The sequence below is a fragment of the Streptomyces sp. NPDC016469 genome (assembly GCF_040632905.1).
GTDB lineage: Bacteria > Actinomycetota > Actinomycetes > Streptomycetales > Streptomycetaceae > Streptomyces.
Genome location: NZ_JBEYCQ010000007.1, coordinates 1 through 18316 on the forward strand (window position 1 = coordinate 1; position 18316 = coordinate 18316).

22 protein-coding genes and 2 pseudogenes are annotated in these 18316 nt (G+C 72.7%); 11 read left to right on the plus strand and 13 right to left on the minus strand.

Annotated elements, in window-relative coordinates:
• The 4 genes and pseudogenes from ABZ565_RS09445 to ABZ565_RS09460 all read left to right on the plus strand — a co-directional run.
• Positions 1 to 300: pseudogene (locus ABZ565_RS09445) on the plus strand (2-oxoacid:ferredoxin oxidoreductase subunit beta); the annotation flags it as partial.
• A gap of 146 nt (positions 301 to 446) precedes the next feature.
• The gene (locus tag ABZ565_RS09450; RefSeq protein WP_361022657.1) at positions 447 to 1307 is read left to right on the plus strand and encodes an SDR family oxidoreductase; all 861 of its coding nucleotides are present in this window, start codon (positions 447 to 449) and stop codon (positions 1305 to 1307) included.
• A 115-nt stretch (positions 1308 to 1422) separates the two neighbouring features.
• A complete protein-coding gene (gene rarD / locus ABZ565_RS09455; RefSeq protein ID WP_361022660.1) occupies positions 1423 to 2427 on the plus strand; it encodes an EamA family transporter RarD in 1005 nt (334 codons plus the stop codon).
• Positions 2415 to 2873, plus strand: a complete 459-nt coding sequence (locus ABZ565_RS09460; protein WP_361022663.1) for a VOC family protein — start codon at positions 2415 to 2417, stop codon at positions 2871 to 2873. Before rarD ends, ABZ565_RS09460 begins: the two co-directional genes overlap by 13 nt.
• A gap of 48 nt (positions 2874 to 2921) precedes the next feature.
• Here ABZ565_RS09460 and ABZ565_RS09465 read toward each other — a convergent pair whose 3' ends face one another.
• From ABZ565_RS09465 to ABZ565_RS09485, 5 genes and pseudogenes are all read right to left on the minus strand, one after another.
• Complete coding sequence (locus ABZ565_RS09465) at positions 2922 to 3356, minus strand: hypothetical protein (protein ID WP_361023370.1); 435 nt, start codon at positions 3354 to 3356, stop codon at positions 2922 to 2924.
• Between the two features lie 9 nt (positions 3357 to 3365).
• Positions 3366 to 3827, minus strand: a pseudogene (locus ABZ565_RS09470) (peptidoglycan-binding protein); the annotation flags it as partial.
• Between the two features lie 39 nt (positions 3828 to 3866).
• Positions 3867 to 4946, minus strand: a complete 1080-nt coding sequence (locus ABZ565_RS09475) for an N-acetylmuramoyl-L-alanine amidase (protein WP_361022666.1) — start codon at positions 4944 to 4946, stop codon at positions 3867 to 3869.
• A 16-nt stretch (positions 4947 to 4962) separates the two neighbouring features.
• Positions 4963 to 5364 carry a peptidoglycan-binding domain-containing protein gene (locus tag ABZ565_RS09480; RefSeq protein ID WP_361022669.1) on the minus strand — a complete coding sequence of 134 codons (402 nt, stop codon included), beginning with the start codon at positions 5362 to 5364 and terminating at the stop codon, positions 4963 to 4965.
• 334 nt (positions 5365 to 5698) lie between these two features.
• The gene (locus ABZ565_RS09485) at positions 5699 to 6550 is read right to left on the minus strand and encodes a sigma-70 family RNA polymerase sigma factor (RefSeq protein WP_361022671.1); all 852 of its coding nucleotides are present in this window, start codon (positions 6548 to 6550) and stop codon (positions 5699 to 5701) included.
• An 85-nt stretch (positions 6551 to 6635) separates the two neighbouring features.
• Between ABZ565_RS09485 and ABZ565_RS09490 the strand changes: the two genes are divergently transcribed.
• Together ABZ565_RS09490 and ABZ565_RS09495 are read left to right on the plus strand one after the other, a co-directional pair.
• A complete protein-coding gene (locus tag ABZ565_RS09490) occupies positions 6636 to 7094 on the plus strand; it encodes a carboxymuconolactone decarboxylase family protein (protein WP_361022674.1) in 459 nt (152 codons plus the stop codon).
• A gap of 148 nt (positions 7095 to 7242) precedes the next feature.
• Positions 7243 to 7425, plus strand: a complete 183-nt coding sequence (locus ABZ565_RS09495) for a hypothetical protein (RefSeq protein ID WP_361022677.1) — start codon at positions 7243 to 7245, stop codon at positions 7423 to 7425.
• 30 nt (positions 7426 to 7455) lie between these two features.
• Here the strand turns inward: ABZ565_RS09495 and ABZ565_RS09500 are convergent, their stop codons facing one another.
• Both ABZ565_RS09500 and ABZ565_RS09505 read right to left on the minus strand, forming a co-directional pair.
• Complete coding sequence (locus tag ABZ565_RS09500) at positions 7456 to 7620, minus strand: hypothetical protein (RefSeq protein WP_361022680.1); 165 nt, start codon at positions 7618 to 7620, stop codon at positions 7456 to 7458.
• Positions 7617 to 7814 carry a hypothetical protein gene (locus tag ABZ565_RS09505; protein ID WP_361022683.1) on the minus strand — a complete coding sequence of 66 codons (198 nt, stop codon included), beginning with the start codon at positions 7812 to 7814 and terminating at the stop codon, positions 7617 to 7619. Before ABZ565_RS09505 ends, ABZ565_RS09500 begins: the two co-directional genes overlap by 4 nt.
• A 129-nt stretch (positions 7815 to 7943) precedes the next feature.
• Between ABZ565_RS09505 and ABZ565_RS09510 the strand changes: the two genes are divergently transcribed.
• On the plus strand, positions 7944 to 8153 hold the full coding sequence (locus tag ABZ565_RS09510; RefSeq protein ID WP_361022686.1) for a DUF397 domain-containing protein: 210 nt from the start codon (positions 7944 to 7946) through the stop codon (positions 8151 to 8153).
• Here ABZ565_RS09510 and ABZ565_RS09515 read toward each other — a convergent pair.
• Positions 8150 to 8614, minus strand: a complete 465-nt coding sequence (locus ABZ565_RS09515) for a MarR family winged helix-turn-helix transcriptional regulator (protein ID WP_361022689.1) — start codon at positions 8612 to 8614, stop codon at positions 8150 to 8152. The genes ABZ565_RS09510 and ABZ565_RS09515 overlap by 4 nt on opposite strands.
• Before the next feature lie 87 nt (positions 8615 to 8701).
• On the opposite strand from ABZ565_RS09515, the gene ABZ565_RS09520 reads away from it, so the two are divergent.
• The 3 genes from ABZ565_RS09520 (at position 8702) to ABZ565_RS09530 (ending at position 11397) form a co-directional block, all read left to right on the plus strand.
• Positions 8702 to 9628: a zinc-binding dehydrogenase gene (locus tag ABZ565_RS09520; RefSeq protein ID WP_361022692.1), complete on the plus strand. Its 927-nt coding sequence runs from the start codon at positions 8702 to 8704 to the stop codon at positions 9626 to 9628.
• A 74-nt stretch (positions 9629 to 9702) separates the two neighbouring features.
• The gene (locus ABZ565_RS09525; RefSeq protein WP_361022695.1) at positions 9703 to 10509 is read left to right on the plus strand and encodes an HAD family hydrolase; all 807 of its coding nucleotides are present in this window, start codon (positions 9703 to 9705) and stop codon (positions 10507 to 10509) included.
• Positions 10510 to 10551: 42 nt separating this feature from the next.
• Positions 10552 to 11397, plus strand: coding sequence for a hypothetical protein (locus ABZ565_RS09530; protein WP_361022698.1), 846 nt, complete (start codon positions 10552 to 10554; stop codon positions 11395 to 11397).
• Here the strand turns inward: ABZ565_RS09530 and ABZ565_RS09535 are convergent.
• The 5 genes from ABZ565_RS09535 to ABZ565_RS09555 form a co-directional block, all read right to left on the minus strand.
• Positions 11394 to 11981 carry a TetR/AcrR family transcriptional regulator gene (locus tag ABZ565_RS09535; protein ID WP_361022702.1) on the minus strand — a complete coding sequence of 196 codons (588 nt, stop codon included), beginning with the start codon at positions 11979 to 11981 and terminating at the stop codon, positions 11394 to 11396. The two genes, ABZ565_RS09530 and ABZ565_RS09535, sit on opposite strands and share 4 nt — an antisense overlap.
• 192 nt (positions 11982 to 12173) lie before the next feature.
• Positions 12174 to 13130 carry an ABC transporter permease gene (locus tag ABZ565_RS09540; RefSeq protein ID WP_361022705.1) on the minus strand — a complete coding sequence of 319 codons (957 nt, stop codon included), beginning with the start codon at positions 13128 to 13130 and terminating at the stop codon, positions 12174 to 12176.
• Positions 13117 to 14097 carry an ABC transporter ATP-binding protein gene (locus tag ABZ565_RS09545; protein ID WP_361022708.1) on the minus strand — a complete coding sequence of 327 codons (981 nt, stop codon included), beginning with the start codon at positions 14095 to 14097 and terminating at the stop codon, positions 13117 to 13119. The genes ABZ565_RS09540 and ABZ565_RS09545 overlap by 14 nt, the downstream gene beginning before the upstream one ends.
• A gap of 76 nt (positions 14098 to 14173) precedes the next feature.
• On the minus strand, positions 14174 to 15415 hold the full coding sequence (locus ABZ565_RS09550; protein WP_361022711.1) for a DUF2092 domain-containing protein: 1242 nt from the start codon (positions 15413 to 15415) through the stop codon (positions 14174 to 14176).
• A gap of 229 nt (positions 15416 to 15644) precedes the next feature.
• Entirely contained in the window at positions 15645 to 16655 is a 1011-nt protein-coding gene (locus ABZ565_RS09555) for a polyprenyl synthetase family protein (RefSeq protein WP_361022713.1), read from the minus strand.
• A gap of 156 nt (positions 16656 to 16811) precedes the next feature.
• Between ABZ565_RS09555 and ABZ565_RS09560 the strand changes: the two genes are divergently transcribed.
• Entirely contained in the window at positions 16812 to 18311 is a 1500-nt protein-coding gene (locus ABZ565_RS09560; RefSeq protein WP_361022716.1) for a peptide MFS transporter, read from the plus strand.
• Positions 18312 to 18316: the final 5 nt, after the last annotated feature.

Consider the following 18316-nt stretch of genomic DNA (forward strand, 5'->3'; position numbering starts at 1 on the left):
GGCGTCGTACGCGACCCGCTCACCGGCGACCTGAAGGTCGTCGCCGTCACCGAGGACAACAAGTCCCAGATCCTCGTCCACGACGCCCATGCCCCGAGCCCCACAACAGCCTTCGCACTGTCCCGGCTCGCCGACGCCGACACCCTGCACCACACCCCCATCGGAGTCCTGCGCAGCGTCGAACGACCGGTCTACGACACAACCATGGCCCAGCAGCTCGACACCGCCGTCGAACGGCACGGCAAGGGCGACCTGGCCGCACTCCTCGCCGGCAACGACAACTGGACCGTGGTCGGCTGACGTCCAGGACCTCAGCGCGCCGGACCTGCCCCTCGCGGCGGGACCGGCGCGCTTTTGCATGCGCCGACCCGTGCACTTTCTTTTAGTTAGCGCATTCCGTAAGGTGGTATGTGAGAACGAAGCGAACAAACGAGGAGGAACCCCCCATGAGCATCGTCGTCACCGGAGCCACCGGAGCACTCGGCCGACTCGTCGTGGAGCACCTGCTGACCACCGTCCCCGCCACCGGCATCGCCGCCGTGGTCCGCGACAAGAAGAAGGCCGCCGGCCTCGCCGCCCGGGGCGTCGAGCTGCGCATCGCCGACTACGACCACCCCGAGACGCTGGCGAACGCCTTCCGCTCCGGCGACCGGGTCCTCCTCATCTCCGGCAACCAGGTCGGCAGCCGCGTCGCCCAGCACACCGCGGTCATCGACGCGGCCAAGGCGGCGGGCGTCGCCCAGCTCGCGTACACCGGGATACTCGGCGGCCCCGAGGCCGACTTCACGCTGGCCGACGAGCACCGCGCGACCGAGCAGCTGATCCTGGACTCCGGGCTGCCGTACACCTTCCTGCGCAACGGCTGGTACACGGAGAACCAGACCGAGAACCTGGCCCCGGTCCTGGCGCACGGCGCCGTCGTCGCCAGCGCGGGTGACGGCCGCATCGCCTACGCCTCCCGCGACGACTACGCGGCCGCCGCTGCCGCCGTGCTCACCGGCGAGGGCCACCTCGCCCGCGCGTACGAGCTGAGCGGCGACACCGCCCTGTCCTACGCCGAGTACGCGGCCGAGGTCGCGAAGGCCACCGGCAAGGAGATCGTCCACAACGACGTGCCGCCCGCCGTCCACCAGGAGATCCTGACCGGCGCCGGGCTGCCCGCGGGCTTCGCGGCGATCCTGGTCGATGTGGACCAGGCCGTCCGGCGCGGGCGTCTGGCCGGCACCAGCGGCGACCTGGCCCGCCTGATCGGCCGCCCGACGACCCCCGTCGCGGACACCGTCGCCGCCGCGGTCGCCGCGCTCTGAGCCCTACCCCGCCCGGTGTCATGACCGTCTGACGATACGGGCATGACACCGGGCCCCGGCGGCGCTACCTTCGTGTGGTTGACGGTCGTACGACAGCCACCCACCAGGAGGGCCCGTGCAGGGGACGAATGACCAGCGGGCCGGACTCCTCTCCGGGTTCGCCGCGTACGGGATGTGGGGCATCGTCCCGCTGTACTGGCCGCTGCTGAAGCCGGCCGGGGCGGTCGAGATCCTGGCCCACCGCATGGTGTGGTCGCTCGGCGTGGTGGCGGTCCTGCTGCTCGTCCTGCGCCGCTGGTCCTGGATCGGCCCGCTCCTGCGGCAGCCCCGGAAGCTGGGGCTGCTCGGCATCGCGGCGACCACGATCACCGTCAACTGGGGCCTGTACATCTGGGCCGTGAACAGCGGCCATGTGGTCGAGGCGTCGCTCGGCTACTTCATCAATCCGCTGGTCACCATCGCCATGGGCGTCCTGCTCCTGGGCGAGCGGCTGCGCCCGGCGCAGTGGGCGGCGGTCGCCACCGGCGCCGTGGCGGTGCTCGTGCTGGCCGTCGGTTACGGGAAGCCGCCGTGGATCTCGCTGATCCTGGCGTTCTCCTTCGCCACGTACGGCCTGGTCAAGAAGAAGGTCGACATGGGCGGCCTGGAATCGCTCACCGTCGAGACCGCCGTGCTCTTCCTGCCCGCACTCGGCTATCTGATCTGGCTGGGCGCGCAGGGCACCTCGACCCTGACCTCCGAGGGCGCCGGGCACACCGCGCTCCTCGCGTCGACCGGCGTCGTCACGGCGGTGCCGCTGATCCTGTTCGGGGCCGCCGCGATCCGCATCCCGCTCTCGACCATCGGGCTGCTCCAGTACATGACCCCGATCGCCCAGTTCCTCCTGGGTGTCGCCTACTTCCACGAGGAGATGCCGCCGGAGCGGTGGGCCGGGTTCGGCCTGGTGTGGGTGGCGCTGATCGTCCTCACCTGGGACGCGCTGCGGACCGCCCGCCGCAACCGGGCCCGGGCGCAGGCGGCCCGGCTCGCCGCGACGGCGACGGCAGCACCGGCGGGCGCGGAGCGGATCGAGGTCTCACCCGGCAAAAGCCCGGGCACCGGTACAGAATGCCGGTCATGACCCTTGAGTGGAAAGTCGTCATCGACGCCGCCGACCCGCACGCGCAGGCCGGCTTCTGGTCCCAGGCCCTCGGTTACGAGATCGAGGACAACAGCCCCCTGATCGAACGCCTCCTGGGGATCGGGGCCGTACCGGAAGCCCTCACCACCACCGCGCACGGCCGCCGCGCCTGGCTCGATCTGGCGGCGGTGCGGCACCCCGACGACCCGTACGACGAGGACAGCGGCGCCGGGCACGGCCGCCGGCTGCTCTTCCAGCGCGTCCCCGAGCCGAAGACGCAGAAGAACCGCCTCCACCTCGACCTGCACGCGGGCCCGGAGCGCCGCGAGGCCGAGGTGGCGCGGGTGGTCGGGCTGGGCGCGAAGGTCGAGCGCGAGGTGGAGGAGCCGGGGGGCCGGTGGACGGTGCTCACGGATCCTGAGGGCAACGAATTCTGCGTGCAGTAGACGCGGAAGAGGGGTGCCGGACCCCGGCACCCCTCCCTTCTGGTCCCCCTAGTTGAGGAACGTCACGTCCCAGTGGCTGCCCTCGTCCGCGTAGACGTTGCCTGACGGGGCGGTGTAGAGCGTGGCGCCGTCGCCGCGGGTGCCGCTGTACGCGAAGTTGCCGGTGATGTGGCTGGTCAGGCAGCTCACCCGCTGGAAGTCCAGCTTGTAGCCGTTGCCGTGGCTGTACGTGCCGGACGCGTGCCCGGTCTCGGTGCCGCCGGTGATGGTGAGCGTGCAGCCGCCCACCGCCTGCTTCAGCGCGACGGCCCCGTCGGCCGTGGCGGCGCGCAGCCCGTCGAACGAGGTGCAGCTGCTGCTGTTGCGGTCCGAGCAGTTGCCGGACGAGACCCAGCCGATGCCGGCCGCGTTGAACCGGGCGGCGGCCTGGGCGTGCGTCAGGGTGCCGCTGCCGCCGCTGCCGGCCCCGGAGCCGGACAGCAACGCCTCCCAGGTGGCCGGGCCGACGATGCCGTCGACCGGGCTCAGGCCCTTGGACTGCTGGAACGAGCGCACCTTCGCCTCGGTCCCGGAGCCGAAGGCCCCGTCGACCGCGAGCCCGCTGCCGTACTTGTTGAGCTGGACCTGAAGGGCCTTGACGGCCGAGCCGTTGCTGCCGTTGCTGACGGTGACGATGAGCTTGGGCCAGGTGGCGGGGCCGACCGCGCCGTCGGCGGAGAGGCCGTTGGCGCTCTGGAAGCCGCGCACACCGCTCACGGTGCCGGGGCCGAAGTCCCCGTCGGCGGTGGTGCTGAAGCCGCGCGCGGTCAGCAGGTGCTGCACGGTCGTGACATCGGCGCCCTGGTCCCCGCTGTCCACGGTGGGCCAGCCGGCGGCCTGGGCGGCCGGCACGACGAGCAGGGTGGCGAGGAGTGCGGCGAACACCGCGGTGATGACGGACGCTGCGCGTCTCATGAACGTTTCTCCTTGTGGGATGTGGTGCGGGAAGGGGAACTACGCGACGAGCCGGCTCCACGTACGGGCGTCCACGACCCCGTCGGCGGGCAGCGACCGGGTCGTCTGGAACCGGACCACGCTCGCCGCGGTCCCGGGCCCGAAGGCGCCGTCGACGTCCGTGGCGATGCCGTGCGCCACCAGCTGGCTCTGCACGGCCTCCACGGCCACGCCGGAGTCGCCCTGCCGGGCGGGCGCGGCGAGCTGGTTCCAGGTCTGCAGGCCCGCGACGCCGTCCGGGGTCGCGCACATGGTGTTCTGGAAGGCGAGCACCGCGGCCTGGGTCGCGGGGCCGTAGTCACCGTCCGCCGTGAGCGCCGCGCCGCGCCCGTTCAGCAGGAGCTGGAGCGTACGGACGCGCTCGCCGGTGTTCCCGGTGGAGAGCACGGGCCACACGGGCGGGGTCGCGTCGCCCCCGATGCGGGCCGCCACGTCCTGGCGCAGCTGGGGCAGCAGGGCGTAGAGGCGGTCGCCGGGGCACTCGGTGCTGTTGAAGTCGCGGTGCCCGTAGATCTGGTACGCGGGAAGCCCGTACTGCCGGCATATCCGCGCGCACAGCTCCACCAGCGCGGCGTACTGCTCGCCGCGGGGGTCGACCGTGGTGTACGTGCCCTCGTTCTCGATGCCGATGGCCACCGTGTTCTGCCCGGTGCAGTGCGCCGACTCCACCTGCCGCGTCCCGCCCTGGAGCGCGGCGAGGCTGCCGTGCCGGCCCTCCAGCACGTACGCGCCCCGGCTGATGGTGAAGTGCTGGCCGGTGTCGATCCAGTGTTCCGTGTCCATCTGGTACGCCTGCATCGACCGGGCCAGCGCGAACGCGTGGGCCTGTGAGTAGTCCGTGGAGCTGGGGTCCGCGGTGTGGTGGACGATGATCTTCTGCGGCGGGGTGGCCAGGGTCTTCACCGGGCTGCTCGGCTGCCGGGCGCCCCAGGCGGCGCAGTCGGAGATCACGGGCCCGGTCGCGGCGCGCGCCCGGCCCGGCGCGGCGAGCGGCAGCAGGGCGGCGGCGCCCAGCGCGAGTGTTCCGGTGAGTACGGCCCTGCGGCGCGGGTACGGCTGGGGTCGGTCGAGCGCGGTCATACGAGGTCCTTCGGGGTCAGCGGGTGGTGGGCAGCGCGGCGGAGCAGGCGCTCTTCATGCCGGGTGCGTTGTCGGCGATGTAACGGAGCATCACGTCGCCCGTATAGGGCCCGACGACGCCGTCCGCCGTGAGGAAGACCGGGTCCCCGTGGGCCGGGTCCACTCCCCAGATGTTGATCAGCTGGAACGTCTTCACGGCCGTCTCCGTGCGCGCCCCCCAGATCCCGTCGACCGCGATACCGGCGTGCACGTTGGACACGTTGACGGCGACCTGGACGCATTGGACGGCGGTTCCGGTGTCGCCGTACGCGACGTAGCCGGCACTCGTGGACGCCTGGGCCGGTCCGGCCAGCGCGACGGCGGCCAGGGCGGCGGCGGTGACGGCCGCGGCGCGGGCGGCCTTGGGCAGCGTGGGCATGCGGATCTCCTGAGGGGTGCGACGAACCGGACGGGGCCGACGCCGATGAACCTAGGGAGAGCGGAGACCGTCCCTCCACGCTTCACCGTCCCGAAAGCCCGACGGCCGTCCCGGCGGGGCGGTCCGGGACGGCCGTGGGACGTCGGCACAGGTGCGCCGACCTGCGGCTATGCGTGCATACGAGGCTGAGGCACGGGCCCGCCGCGTGGGACGCCGGGACGGGGCGGCGGGCCGCCGGAGCGCTCAGGCCGCCCGGTGTCCGGCCGTGCGCGGGCGCATGCCGGGGTCGCGCAGCAGGTCGAAGCGGTCGCCACCGCGCCCGGTGGGCAGCCTGTCACACCCGCTCCGGCAGGTTCATCCGGGCGAGTTCCGCCGGGTCCACCTGTGCCGTGATCTCCGTGATGCGGTCGTCGGTGACCGTGAAAGTGAGGAGGGAGAGGGGGGTGCCCTCCGACGTCCAGGAGAGGATGGCCGGGAGGCCGTTGGCGGTGGCCGGGTGACCGTGGGCCGCGGCGGCGCCCACGCGGGCCCGGGTGGCCACCTCCGTGGCGCCGAGGGTGATGAACGTGCCGTCCGGGGTGTGCGCGGTCAGCTTCACCTCGGGGTGCAGGACCTCCAGCAGCCGGTCGAAGTGGCCGTCCCGGGCTGCCGCCAGGAACGCCTGGACCACCTCGCGCTGCCGCCGGTCCGCGCTCGCCGGCCGCTGCGCCCCCTGGACCTTCCGCCGCGCCCGGCTCGCCAGCATCTTCGTCGCGTCGGCCGACTTGCCCAGGATCGGGCCCACCTCCGCGAACGGCACCGCGAACACGTCGTGCAGCACGAAGGCGAGGCGTTCGTCCGGCCGCAGCGAGTCCAGCACCGTGAGCAGCGCGAGGCCCACGGAGTCTCCGATCGCCGCCAGGTCCTCCGGCGCGGGGGCGTCGTCCAGTGTCACGGTGAACTCCGGCCCGTCGTCGTACGAGACCTCCGGGCGCGCCCGGCCGGACCGCAGCACGTCGAGGCTGATCCGGCCGACGACCGTCGTCAGCCAGCCGCCCAGATTGTCGATCGTGCCCGGCTCCTGGCGCGACAGCCGCAGCCAGGCCTCCTGCACCACGTCCTCCGCGTCCGCGTGCGACCCGAGCATGCGGTACGCGACCGCCCTCAGCCGGTCGCGGTGCGACTCGAAAGCGTCGGCGAGCGTCATCTTGTTACCTCCGTGGCAGCGGCTCCGTCATAGGGATGACGCGCACCGGCGTCGCAACGTAACCCTCCGAAGGAGCCCTTCCCCCGTGGAAAACCGTCTCAAGGACAAGAACGCCGCCAGCCCCGACGTCTGGACCGCCGTCCGCCACCTCCACCAGGCGATCGCCGCCGGTGGTGTCGACCCCCAGCTGCTCGCCCTGGTCCATCTGCGCGTCAGCCAGATCAACGGCTGCTCGGCGTGCGTCTACGCCGCCGTGGCCGCCGGGAAGAAGGCCGGCGACACCGACGAGCGACTGCACAACGTCGCGGCCTGGCGCGAAGCGCCCTTCTACACGGACGCCGAGCGCGCCGCGCTGGCCCTCGCCGAGGGCGCCACCCGGCTCCAGGACGGGGCGCCCGGCGTCACCGACGAGATCTGGGACGAGGCCAACGCCCACTTCACCGAGGAGGAGATCGGTGCCCTCAACCTGGAGATCGCCATGACCAACTTCTTCAACCGCATCAACCGCACCATCAAGGAGCCCGCCGGCAAGACCTGGGGCTGAGGGTGGGGGCCGGTGCACTGCGGGCGGTGCCTCCCGCGCCCCCGGGCCGCGCCGCGCACGGGAGACGCACCGGCGCTTGACCGAGGTCGTACAGGCCGTGATGCTGTGAGCCCGCGCGGGAGGCGAGCGGGCTGTGCGAGGGGGATGCGTGACTGAGCGACACATGACCGTGCCCGATTTCTGGGCACACATAGGCTTCCTGATCGCCATCGTGCTCGTCGTCGTGGCCCTGTTCACCGGCTGGCCGACCGGCCTGCTGCTGGTGGCCCTGATCATCATGACCGTCAGCGTCGTGGTGGCGGCGATCGAAAAGCCCAAGCGCAGGCGCTGACCTCGCCGCCGGAGCCTTGCGGAGCGCCCCTCAGCCGATGTCGAGCCGTCCCGGGTGCTCCGCGGCCTGATGCCGCCTGCGCAGCACCCGGGCGTCCGCCTCCCGGCTCCCGTCCCGCTCGCTCCGGGCGACGGCTTCTTCGAGGTCGAACTCCTGGCACGTGCGGCACGGTTCGGGTTCCTCCGGGGCGGTCATGCGACCTCGCCCCGGCTCCGGGCGTTCTCCCGCGCGGTCCGCGCCGCGAGCCGTTCGGCGGGGGTCGCGTCCCGGGTGTGCTCCGGCCGCACCTCCCACTCCGTGCCGCCCTTCGGCGACCGGAGCGTCCAGTAGGGGCCGGCGACCCCTCGGAACTCCCCCACCAGCGGTCGATCCCACCGCCCGACGTCCACGACGATCGCCCCGATGGCCGGAACCGGCCCCTCCCTCGGCCTCCGCGCCGACGCATACGCGGCCTTCGTTACGGGCATCAAGGACGGCGGGTTCAACACCCTCTGATCCGCCCTACGAAGGAAAGCCCCGTGGCCACCGAATCCCCCCGCTGGTCCACCTCGTCGTACAGCGACAACGGCGGCCAGTGCGTCGCGGTCGCCACCAACCTCGTCGCCTCCACCGGCACCATCCCCGTCCGGGACTCCAAGGTCCCGGACGGGCCCGCCCACCCCCTCCGCGCCGACGCCTTCACCGCCTTCGTGGCAGGCGTCAAGCGCGACGCGTTCGGCCCGGTCTAGTCGATCCCGGCCCCGCTGATCCGGCGCAGCATGTCCAGGAAGCGGACCCGCTCGTCGGGGCTCAGCGGGGCCAGGAGTTCCGCGTTGGCGCGGCCGCCCGCCGCCGTGCACTCCTCCAGGCGGCGGCGCCCCGCCTCCGTCACGCTCACCGCGTTCTTGCGGCGGTCCTTCGGGTCCGGGGCGCGGACGATCAGGGACTCCTCCTGAAGGTCGTTCAGGATGCCGACCAGGTCCTTCGGGTCGAGTGCCACCGCGCGGCCCAGGTCCGCCTGGGCGACCGGCGCCAGGTCCTCGATCGCTGCCAGCACCACGTGGTGCCACATCTTCATGCCGTGCGCGGCCAGCGCATCCGCCACCAGGGACCGGCCCCGTGCCGCCGCCCGGCCCAGGAGCCAGCTCGGGAGAGGGCGGATGCGGCTCGGGGCCGCCGCCGCTGCTGCCTTGTCTGCCATGCTCCGCATCGTATCCAGGAATCGTTGGACTTCCCCACGACTTTGAGCTTACCGTTGGGATTCCCAACGAACCCCGGTCGGTCGGAGGTCATCGCCATGCGACGCATTCGGTACGAACACAGCGGCGGGCCCGAGGTGTTGTTCGAGGAGGACGTGCCGGTCCCCGAGCCCGGCCCCGGCGAACTCCTCGTCAAGGTCGAGGCGGTCGGCGTCACCCTCCCGGTGGTGCGAAAGGTGCGGGAGAGCCGGGAGCCCATCCCGCTCGGCGGCGAGATCGCCGGTGAGGTGGTGGCGCTCGGGGACGGGGCGAGCGCGCACGCCGTCGGCGACCGGGTCACCGGCCTGTGCTTCGGACACGGGTACGCCGAATACGCCCTGCTGAACCAGGCCATGGCGTCCGCCGTCCCCGCCGGGGCCACCGCCCAGGACACCGTCGCGCTCGTCCGCAGCGGGGTCGTCGCGCTCGGGGCGCTGGAGGCGGCCCGGCCCGAGAAGGGCGAGTCGGTACTCGTGACGGCTGCCGCGAGCGGGGTCGGCCATCTCGCCCTCCAGCTCGCCCGGCTCCGGGGCGCGTCCCGGGTCGTGGGCGCCGTGGGCGATCCGGCGAAGGCGGACTTCGTGCGGTCACTGGGGGCCGACGAGGTGGTGACGTACACCGACGAGAGCTGGGGCGAGCCCTGCGACATCGTCCTGGACGCGGTCGGCGGCGACCTCCTCCCCCGGGCCGTCCGGGCAACCGCCCCCGGCGGCCGGCTCGTCGCGTACAGCTCGGGCGGCGGCACGATCGAGGCGTACGACCTGCTCGTCGGCGGCAAGTCGGTCATCGGCTTCCAGGTGGCCCGCGTCGCCCGGACCCGGCCCGCACGGTACGCCGGGTGGATCGCGGAGCTGTGGGCGCTGCGCACCGAAGGCGCCCTGCGCCCCGCCATCCACGCGGCCCACCCGCTCGCCGACGCGGCCCTCGCCCACGCCGCGATCGAGGGCCGCCGCAACCGGGGCAAGGTCGTCCTCACCGTTGCGTAGCCGCCCTACCCCACGTCCCCGCCCCGCCACAACTCCGGCCGGGGCTCCGGAATCCGGCGCCTACGCTTGCCCCCATGCCCATCCCACCCGCATATGCCCTCGTGGCCACCGACCTCGACGGCACCCTGCTGCGCGGCGACGACACCGTCGGCCCCCGCACCCGCGCCTCGCTCGCCCTGGCCCGCGCGGCGGGCGCCCGCCACCTGGTCGTCACCGGGCGCCCCGTGCCCGGCGTGCGGGAGCTGCTGGACGGGCTCGGGTACGAAGGGCTGGCCGTGTGCGGGCAGGGGACGCAGGTGTACGACGCCGGCGCGCGGCGCACCGTGCGGGCCGTCACGCTCGACCGGGAGGCGGCCGGCACGGCGCTCGGGAAGATCGAGGCCCAGGTGGGGCAGGTCTACGCGGCCGTCGACCAGGACGGACCCGAGGGACGCACGCTCATCGAGCCCGGTTACCGGCTGCCGCACGCCACGCTGCCCGCGCAGCGGACCCGGCACCGGGACGAGCTGTGGGCCGAGCCGGTGATCAAGGTGCTCATCCGGCACCCCGAGCTGAGCGACGAGGCGCTGACCGCCGAGGCGCGGGCGGTCGTCGGGGACCTCGCCACGGTGACGCACTCCGGGCCGGGGACCGTCGAGCTCCAGCCGTACGGCATCGACAAGGGCGCCGGGATCGCGCTCGCCGCCGAGGAGCTGGGCGTGGACCCGCGCACGGCGATCGCCTTCGGCGACATGCCCAACGACCTGCCGATGTTCCGCAGCTGCGGCTACGGCGTCGCCATGGGCAACGCCCACCCGGAGCTGCGCGCGGCGGCCGACGAGGTGACCCTGTCCAACGAGGAGGACGGCATAGCGGTCGTGCTCGAACGGCTCTTCGGCTGAGGTGCCGGTCGGCCCCATGCCGCTGGGCAACCCTCCGGCCCCGTGCGCGGTCATACCGGCATGGTCTCCCCTCTGATCCTGCGCGGCCGAGGCGTCACGGCCCACTTCGAAGACCGGTCGGTCCTGCTGGAACAGGACGGCGTCCACCGGCGCATTCCGGTGCGGGCGATCCGGGAGGTACGGGCGGCGGGCGGCGGCGACACGGTCGAGATCGAGCTGACCAGCGCCGGCGGCGCTCCCACCGTCTTCATGGTGTCCCGGTCCTCACCGGCCGCCGTGGCGGCCTTCGTCTCGGCGGTGACCTCCGCGCTGCCGGAGGGGCGCGCCCCTCGCGACGGCATGGAACTGGTGACCGAGGAGGCGTCCGAGGCCCCGGCCTGGCGCCTGTTCCTGGCCCGGCGCACCGGGGCGGTCGTGGCGGCCGTGGGCGTGGTGGCCGTCTGGGCGGCTCTCGTGGTGCACGCCGCGGCGGCGGGAGCGCCCGGCCGGTGGCTCATGCCGGTCTTCGGGGTGCCCCTGCTGCTGGGCGTGGGCCGCTTCGTGCGGCTGGGCGCCGGCATCGCGCGCGACCACCGGTCCACCCGGCGTCACGGCATCACGGTCGCGGCGGACTTCGCGGGCCGTAACAGCGCGAACAAGGAGACCTGGCGGTTCACCGACGCGGAGGGCCGGGAGCGCCTCTACGTCGGGAGCGGAAGGACCGTCAGCCGCGACCCGCGCAGGATCGAGGTGCGTTACGACCCGCGCCGCCCCGACGAGTTGTACGCCCCTCAGCCCGCGATCCTGTACGTGGTCGTCGGGGCCGTCCTGGGCCCCATGCTGGCGGGCATCCTGACCCTGGGCCTGGGGCTCGCCTTCTGGCCGCTCGCCGAAGCGCTCGCAGGCTAGACCGTCGCCCCCAGCGCCCGCAGCACGTGGTCCACCAGCTTCCCCACGTCCTCCGCGTCCTGCATCGGCTTGCGCAGCACATGGCGGTAGTACAGCGGGCCGTACAGCATCTCCACCGCGAGGTCGAGGTCCGCGTCCGGTGGGATCTGGCCCCGGTCCCGGGCGCTGCGCAGGCGGCCGACCGCCTCCTGGAAGCGGGGGGCGATGAGCTGTGTGCGAACCGTTTCGGCCAGCTGGTCGTCGTGGTGGAGTTCCGAGAGGATGCCCGCGTAGGCCGGGCCGAACGGGGGTACGGCGAGGACGTTCACCGCGCCCGTGAGGTGGGTGCGCAGGTCCTTCGCGATGTCCCCGGTGTCCACGAACGGGGTCGCCGACACCAGCATCTCCGTGAAGGCTTCCAGGAGCACCGCGCTCTTCGACGGCCACCAGCGGTAGATCGTCTTCTTGCTCACGCCCGCCCGCGCCGCGATCGCCTCGACCGTGACCCGCCCGTATCCCCGCTCCGTACAGAGGTCGAGGGCGGCCTGCAGGATCGCCCTGCGTGAGCTCTCGCTCCGGCGCAGCGAACTCGGCGATGTGTTCATTCGGTGAGCATAGGTCTGTTTGAGCCAAACCTTATTGACAGCGCGTCGCCACAAGTCGAACAATGCTTTCGCGGAAACGGAACGTACCGTGTCGGCTCGTTCCCTCTGTTTCCGCGCCGTTCGTGCCGTTCGTGCCGCGACGAGCCGATCGGGGGACGGCTCGCCGGCCGACGGTACGGGCGCGGCTCCCGGTCAGGCGTTGATGTCCTTCGTCGTGAACCGGGCCCAGGCCGCAGAGCCGAACACCGCCGCGTACAGCGCCTGGAGCTCCAGGTTCTTCAGCAGCTCGTCCCAGTAGACCGGCTCGCGCAGCAGGTCCGCGAAGGACAGCCAGTAGTGCGGGAAGAGGTAGGGGTGGACCCCGCTCAGCTGGGGGATGGTGTCCACGATCTGGACGGTGATCAGCACCCCGACCGTCGCCGCCATGGCCGCGATCCCGCTGTTCGTGAGGGTCGAGATGAACAGCCCGAGCGCCGCGAAGCCGGTCAGGGACGCCGCCACGAACACCGCGACGGCTCCCGCCCGTACCAGGCCCTCGCCGAAGCCGATCGTCGTCCCCGAGATCGTCGTGACGTCGCCCACCGGGAACAGCAGCGCGCCCACGGCCAGCGCGGACGCGGCAACGACGAGCGTCGCGACCAGGCAGAAGCCGAGCGTGGCGGCGTACTTCGCGAGCAGCAGCCGGGTCCGGCCGGCCGGGGCGACCAGCAGATAGCGCAGGGTGCCGGCGTTGGCCTCGCCCGCGATCGCGTCGCCCGCGATCACGCCGACGGCCATGGGCAGGAAGACCGGGAGCGTCGCGGCGAGGGCGGCGAAGACCAGGAAGAGCCCGTTGTTGGTCACCTGGGACAGGAACGCGGGCCCGGCGCCCCCGCCGCCGGGCCCGGCCGAGGAGCCGTCGGCCGTCTCGATCCGCACCGCGATCCCGATCAGGACGGGGACGGCGGCCAGCACGCCGAGCAGCGCGAGGGTGCGCCAGCGGCGCAGGGTGGTGACCAGCTCGGAGCGGAGGATTCCGAGGGTCCGGAGGGGGCTGCGGGCGGCGTGTGCGCGGACGGGCCCCTCGGCCCCCACGCGAACCGCCCCTTCGCGAGCGGCCTCCGCCGCCGGCTCCCCGGCGGCTCCGGCCGCCCCCTCAGCTTGCGACATCGAATCCCTCTCCCGTCAGGGCCACGAACGCGTCCTCCAACGAAGCCCGCTCCACGCCGAACGCGCGCACCCGTACGCCCGCCCGCACCAGCGCCGCGTTGAGATCGGCCGGCTCCACCGTGCCCGGCGGGGCGTCGGCGCGGACCCGGTCGCCGTCCACCGTGATGCCCGTGACGCCCTGCTCCTTCAGCACGCGCGCCGCGTCCGCCGGGTCCGGCGTGGTGACGGCCAGGCGGCCGCCCGTGGCCAGGTCCGCGACCGGGCCCTGGGTGAGGAGGCGGCCCCGGGCCATCACCGCGGCGTGCGTGCACACCTGCTCGATCTCGTCCAGGAGATGGGAGGACAGGAAGACCGTGGTGCCGTCCGCCGCCAGCTCCCGGACCAGGGCGCGGATCTCGCGCATGCCCTGCGGGTCCAGGCCGTTGGTCGGCTCGTCCAGGACGAGCAGCCGGCGCGGCCTGAGCAGGGCGACGGCGAGGCCGAGGCGCTGTTTCATGCCCAGCGAGTACGCGCGCGCCTTCTTGCCGGCCGCCGGGGCGAGCCCGACCCGTTCCAGCGCGTCGCCGACCCGGGCGTCGCGGGTGCGCGGGTCGGCGGTGGGGTCGGCCCTGTCGTACCGGAGGAGGTTGTCCCGGCCGCTCAGGAACCCGTACAGCGCGGGTCCCTCGATCAGCGCGCCGACCTCGGGGAGCACGGTGCGCGAGGCGTCCGGCATGGGGCGGCCGAGGACGCTCGCGGTGCCGGAGGTCGGGGCGATGAGGCCCATGAGCATCCGGATGGTGGTGGTCTTGCCGGAGCCGTTGGGCCCGAGGAAGCCGAAGACACTGCCGCCGGGGACGGTGAGGTCCAGGCCGTCCACGGCGAGCTGGCCGCCCCGGTAGCGCTTGGTCAGCCCGCGCGTCTCGATGACGGGTGCGGTGCCGGGTGCCCCGGGCTGCCCGAGGGGCTCGGCGTCGGGCCCTGCCATGCGTGCTCCCCACTGGTCGTACCGTCGCGCCCGCCCCGCCGCGCGACACGCACGGCGGGGCGGGCGTAAGGAAGCGTCAGCCCGCGTTCGCGGCGGCGACCAGCGCGTCCTTGGTGACCGCGCCCACGTAGACGCGGCCGTCGTCCGTCATCAGCGCGTTGATCAGGCGGGTCTTGAAGACCGTGCCCGAGCCGAACTTCCCGCTGACCTTGTCGCCGAGCGCGTCCAGGAACTGCTGGGCCTCGGCCGGGACGTCCTTCGACGCCTCGGACGGCAGGGCCGCGCCGCCGGGGGTCCTGAACTCGGCGATGCTGTTCCAGCCCTTGCCGATGATCTTCGGTGCGCCCTCGCCCTCGAACGTGCCCAGGTCGTCGCGCGCCTTCTCGGCGGCCTCGCGGGCCTCCTTCTCATGGCCGTCGGCGTCGTCGGCCTCGGTGACCTTCGCTCCCTTGGGCGGGGTGAAGGCGAACGAGGACGCGGCGGGCTTCCCGAAGTCGACCGAGGTGAAACCGGCGTCCACGACCGCCTTGCCGCCGCTGCTGGGCTGAAGCGTGAACTTCAGCGGCACGCCGTTCTCCGCGTCCACGGCGACGGTGACCGAGCCGATCGTGGAGCCCTTCTGCTCGGGCTTCAGGACCAGGCGGTACGCGTCGCGCCCGGCGATCCGCGCGGTGCCGTCCACCGTGACGGACGTGGTGCCGTCGGCGGCCTTCAGCGCCTCCTCGGCGAGCTCCTTCGGCGTGGACGGGACGCCCTCGGGGGCGGCCCGGTCCTTGCCGTGGGGCGCCTCGCCCCTGCCCTCGGCGTGGTAGACCGCGTGGGAGCCGCTGTCGTAGGCCCAGACCTCGTCGCCGTTGTGGATGAGGCTGTACTCGGACGCCTTGTCCAGGACGGACAGGCGCTGCTTGTCGGGGCCGTCGGCGGCCACCCGGAGGGTGTGCGTACCGGAGGCGAGTTCGGTGAGCTTGGTCTGCGGGTCGGCGCTCGACGTGTCCTTGCCGCCGTCGCCGCCCCCGGCCGCGCCGGACAGGAAGGAGCCGGCCAGGCCGCCCATGGACGGGATGCCGAGGTCCGTGCTGATCTTCACCGTGCCGGAGAACTGCTCGGTGTCCGATGCGGCGATCTTCTCGATGAGTTCCTGAGCGGTGATCTTCGGCAGATCGGGGTCGCCCGAGCTGGCGAGCGCCGGGACCAGGCCGATCGTCGCGGCCGCCACCCCCGCCACCGCGACGGGGACGATGTAGCGCGCGGCCTTGCGGCGGCCGACGGGCCTCCGGACGGCCGTGCCGTTGGTCTCCGCGCTGTCGTTCGGTGCCATGTGTGCCCTACCTCCGTGGTCGGCGGCTTCCGTCGGGATGCACTCGTCCACTCCGTGCCGCCATTCTCACCCGTTTTGGTCAGGAGTGGTTGTTCTCCATCTGACCAAATCGGGCGGCCCGAAGCGTCAACCCCCGGGAGCAACCTCGTGTACCTCTTCGGTATGACGGCGGAGGGTCATTTCTCCGCCGTCCAGTAGGGGTTGGGCCGTCAGTGGCCCCAGGGCCCGGTCAGCCGGCGCGGTGGACCACCGCGTCGCACATCTCTTCGAGCGCCAGCTTCGCGTAGCACTCCGGCAGCGGCTTCAGCGTCGCCCGCGCCTCCTGCGCGTACCGCACGGTGTCGCGGCGGGCCTGCGCCAGCGCCGGGTGGGCGCGCAGCAGGCGCAGCGCCTCCGCGAGCCGGTCCGGGTCGCCGAGGTCGCCGTCGAGCAGCTCCACGAGGGCCAGGTCGTCCGGCTTGCCGTCCGCCGCGGCCTGCGCCCTGAGGTGGAGGACGGGGAGGGTGGGGATGCCCTCCAGGAGGTCCGTGCCGGGGGTCTTGCCGGACTCGTGGGAGTCCGACGCGATGTCCAGGACGTCGTCGGCGAGCTGGAAGGCCACGCCGAGCCGTTCGCCGTACTGGGTGAGGATGTCCACCGTGGCCTCGTCGGCGCCGGACATCATCGCGCCGAAGCGGCAGGCGACGGCGATCAGGGAGCCGGTCTTGCCGCGCATCACTTCGAGGTAGTGGTCGACCGGGTCGCGGCCGTCGCGCGGGCCCGCGGTCTCCAGGATCTGGCCGGTGACCAGGCGCTCGAACGCCTCCGCCTGGATGCGGACGGCCTCCGGGCCGAGGTCGGCCAGGATGTGCGAGGCGCGGGCGAAGAGGAAGTCGCCGGTCAGTACGGCGACCGAGTTGCCCCAGCGGGAATTGGCGCTGTCGACGCCGCGTCGCACATCGGCCTCGTCCATGACGTCGTCGTGGTACAGCGTCGCCAGGTGGGTGAGCTCGACCACGACGGCCGCGGGCACCACGCCCGGTGCGTCGGCGTCGCCGAACTGGGCGGCGAGCATCGCAAGGAGCGGCCGGAACCGCTTGCCGCCCGCGCGCACCAGGTGCTGGGCGGCTTCCGTGATGAAGGGCACGTCGCTCTTGGTGGCATCGAGCAGGCCCGACTCGACAGCAGCCAAACCGGCCTGGACACCGGCCTCAAGAGCCTGGTCCCGCACGCTCAGTCCGAACGGCCCGACGACGGTCACGAGGGGATCTCCTGTCTGCTGACGATCACACGGAATGTCGATGTGTCGTTGTCACCACTCAAGTCAGCGTATCCGGTCCCCTTTGGATCACCGTGGGCGCCTTCCCGCCACCGCCGGTATGTTCGGGATCAGCTCATACGATCAGGAGTTGCCGCTTTGTCCCACGCAGCAGCAGACACCGAACCGGCGCAGCCGCCCCCGGCCGACGACCACGCCTTCTTCGGCCAGCCCCGGGGTCTGATGACCCTGTCCGGCCTGGAGGTGTGGGAGCGGTTCTCGTTCCTGGGGATGCAGGCGATCCTGGTCCTCTACTTCGCGGACACGGTCGCCCACGGCGGGATGGGCATGGAGGCCGGGACGGCCGCCTCCGTCTCGGCCGCGTACGGCACGCTCGTCTACCTGGTGTCGGTGGCGGGCGGCTGGCTGGCCGACCGCATCCTGGGCTCGTACCGGGCGGTGCTGTACGGCGGCATCCTGATCGCCTGCGGGCATTACGCCATGGCGGTGCCCACCGACGCGATGACGTGGGTCGGCCTCGGTCTGATCAGTGCCGGTACGGGTCTGCTGAAGCCCAATGTGGCGACGATGGTCGGCAAGCTCTACCGCACGGACGACGAGCGGCGGGACGCCGGCTTCGCCCTCTATTACATGGGCATCAACATCGGTGCCTTCCTCGGGCCGCTGATCACCGGCTGGCTCGGTGACCACGCGAGCTGGCACTGGGGTTTCTCGGCGGCCGCCTTCGGCATGACGCTGGGCCTCATCCAGTACGTGGCGGGCCGCCGTCACCTGGCCGGGCGAAAGCACACCGCCGAATACGCGCTGGCCCCCGGGCCCATGCGCCGGGCGGTCCTGCTCATCGCCGTCGGGGCGGTGGTGGTGGCGGCCGTCGCGACCGCGCTGGCCCTGGCGGGGTGGCTCACCATGGACCGGTTCGTGGACGTGCTCACCCTGATCTCGGTGATCGCGCCCGTCGTCTACTTCGCGGTGATGTTCCGCAGCCCCCGGGTCACCGCCGAGGAGCGCGGCAGGCTGCGCCCGTACGTGGTGCTGTTCCTGGCGTCCGTGGTGTTCAACTTCATCCTCTTCCAGGCGTACTCGACGATGATGCTGCTCGCGTCGACCAACGCCCGTACGGAGGTCTTCGGCTTCCACTTCCCGGCGAGCTGGTACGCCTCCGCGCTCGGCGCCTTCGAGGTGCTGCTCGCCCCGGTGGTCGCGGCCGTCTGGGCGAAGATGGGGCCGCGTCAGCCGCACGCGTCCAACAAGATCGCGATCGGGGTGATCCTCGGCGGTCTCTCGTTCCTGCTGATGGTCCTGCCCACTTCCGGGCACACCGGCGACACGTACAAGATGGCCGCCTGGTGGATCGTCGGCTCCTATCTGCTGCTCGGCCTCGGCGACATCCTGCTGGAGACCTCCGGCATGTCGGCGACGACCAAGCTCGCCCCGAAGGCGTTCGCCAGCCAGACCATGGCCCTCTGGTTCCTCTCGCTGGCCCTCGCCAACGGCATCCAGGCCCAGATCGTGAAGCTGTACGGCGAGGTGTCCAACCCCGCCTACTTCGGTGTCAACGGCGCCGTCGCGGTGGTGGCCGGCGTGGCCGTCATCGCCGCCGCCCCCTGGCTCAGGCGCACGATGCACCCCGTCCACTGAGGTAC

What these genes read in the sequence shown, in the direction of transcription:
- ABZ565_RS09485 (WP_361022671.1), bottom strand. Translation starts at nt 6,550, where the DNA reads ATGACGCTCGCCGACGCTTTCGAGTCGCACCGCGACCGGCTGAGGGCG.
- ABZ565_RS09545 (WP_361022708.1), bottom strand. Translation starts at nt 14,097, where the DNA reads ATGGCAGGGCCCGACGCCGAGCCCCTCGGGCAGCCCGGGGCACCCGGC.
- ABZ565_RS09535 (WP_361022702.1), bottom strand. Translation starts at nt 11,981, where the DNA reads ATGAACACATCGCCGAGTTCGCTGCGCCGGAGCGAGAGCTCACGCAGG.
- ABZ565_RS09540 (WP_361022705.1), bottom strand. Translation starts at nt 13,130, where the DNA reads ATGTCGCAAGCTGAGGGGGCGGCCGGAGCCGCCGGGGAGCCGGCGGCG.
- ABZ565_RS09480 (WP_361022669.1), bottom strand. Translation starts at nt 5,364, where the DNA reads ATGCCCACGCTGCCCAAGGCCGCCCGCGCCGCGGCCGTCACCGCCGCC.
- ABZ565_RS09520 (WP_361022692.1), top strand. Translation starts at nt 8,702, where the DNA reads ATGCGACGCATTCGGTACGAACACAGCGGCGGGCCCGAGGTGTTGTTC.
- ABZ565_RS09460 (WP_361022663.1), top strand. Translation starts at nt 2,415, where the DNA reads ATGCCGGTCATGACCCTTGAGTGGAAAGTCGTCATCGACGCCGCCGAC.
- ABZ565_RS09475 (WP_361022666.1), bottom strand. Translation starts at nt 4,946, where the DNA reads ATGACCGCGCTCGACCGACCCCAGCCGTACCCGCGCCGCAGGGCCGTA.
- ABZ565_RS09550 (WP_361022711.1), bottom strand. Translation starts at nt 15,415, where the DNA reads ATGGCACCGAACGACAGCGCGGAGACCAACGGCACGGCCGTCCGGAGG.
- ABZ565_RS09450 (WP_361022657.1), top strand. Translation starts at nt 447, where the DNA reads ATGAGCATCGTCGTCACCGGAGCCACCGGAGCACTCGGCCGACTCGTC.
- ABZ565_RS09525 (WP_361022695.1), top strand. Translation starts at nt 9,703, where the DNA reads ATGCCCATCCCACCCGCATATGCCCTCGTGGCCACCGACCTCGACGGC.
- ABZ565_RS09500 (WP_361022680.1), bottom strand. Translation starts at nt 7,620, where the DNA reads ATGACCGCCCCGGAGGAACCCGAACCGTGCCGCACGTGCCAGGAGTTC.
- ABZ565_RS09515 (WP_361022689.1), bottom strand. Translation starts at nt 8,614, where the DNA reads ATGCGGAGCATGGCAGACAAGGCAGCAGCGGCGGCGGCCCCGAGCCGC.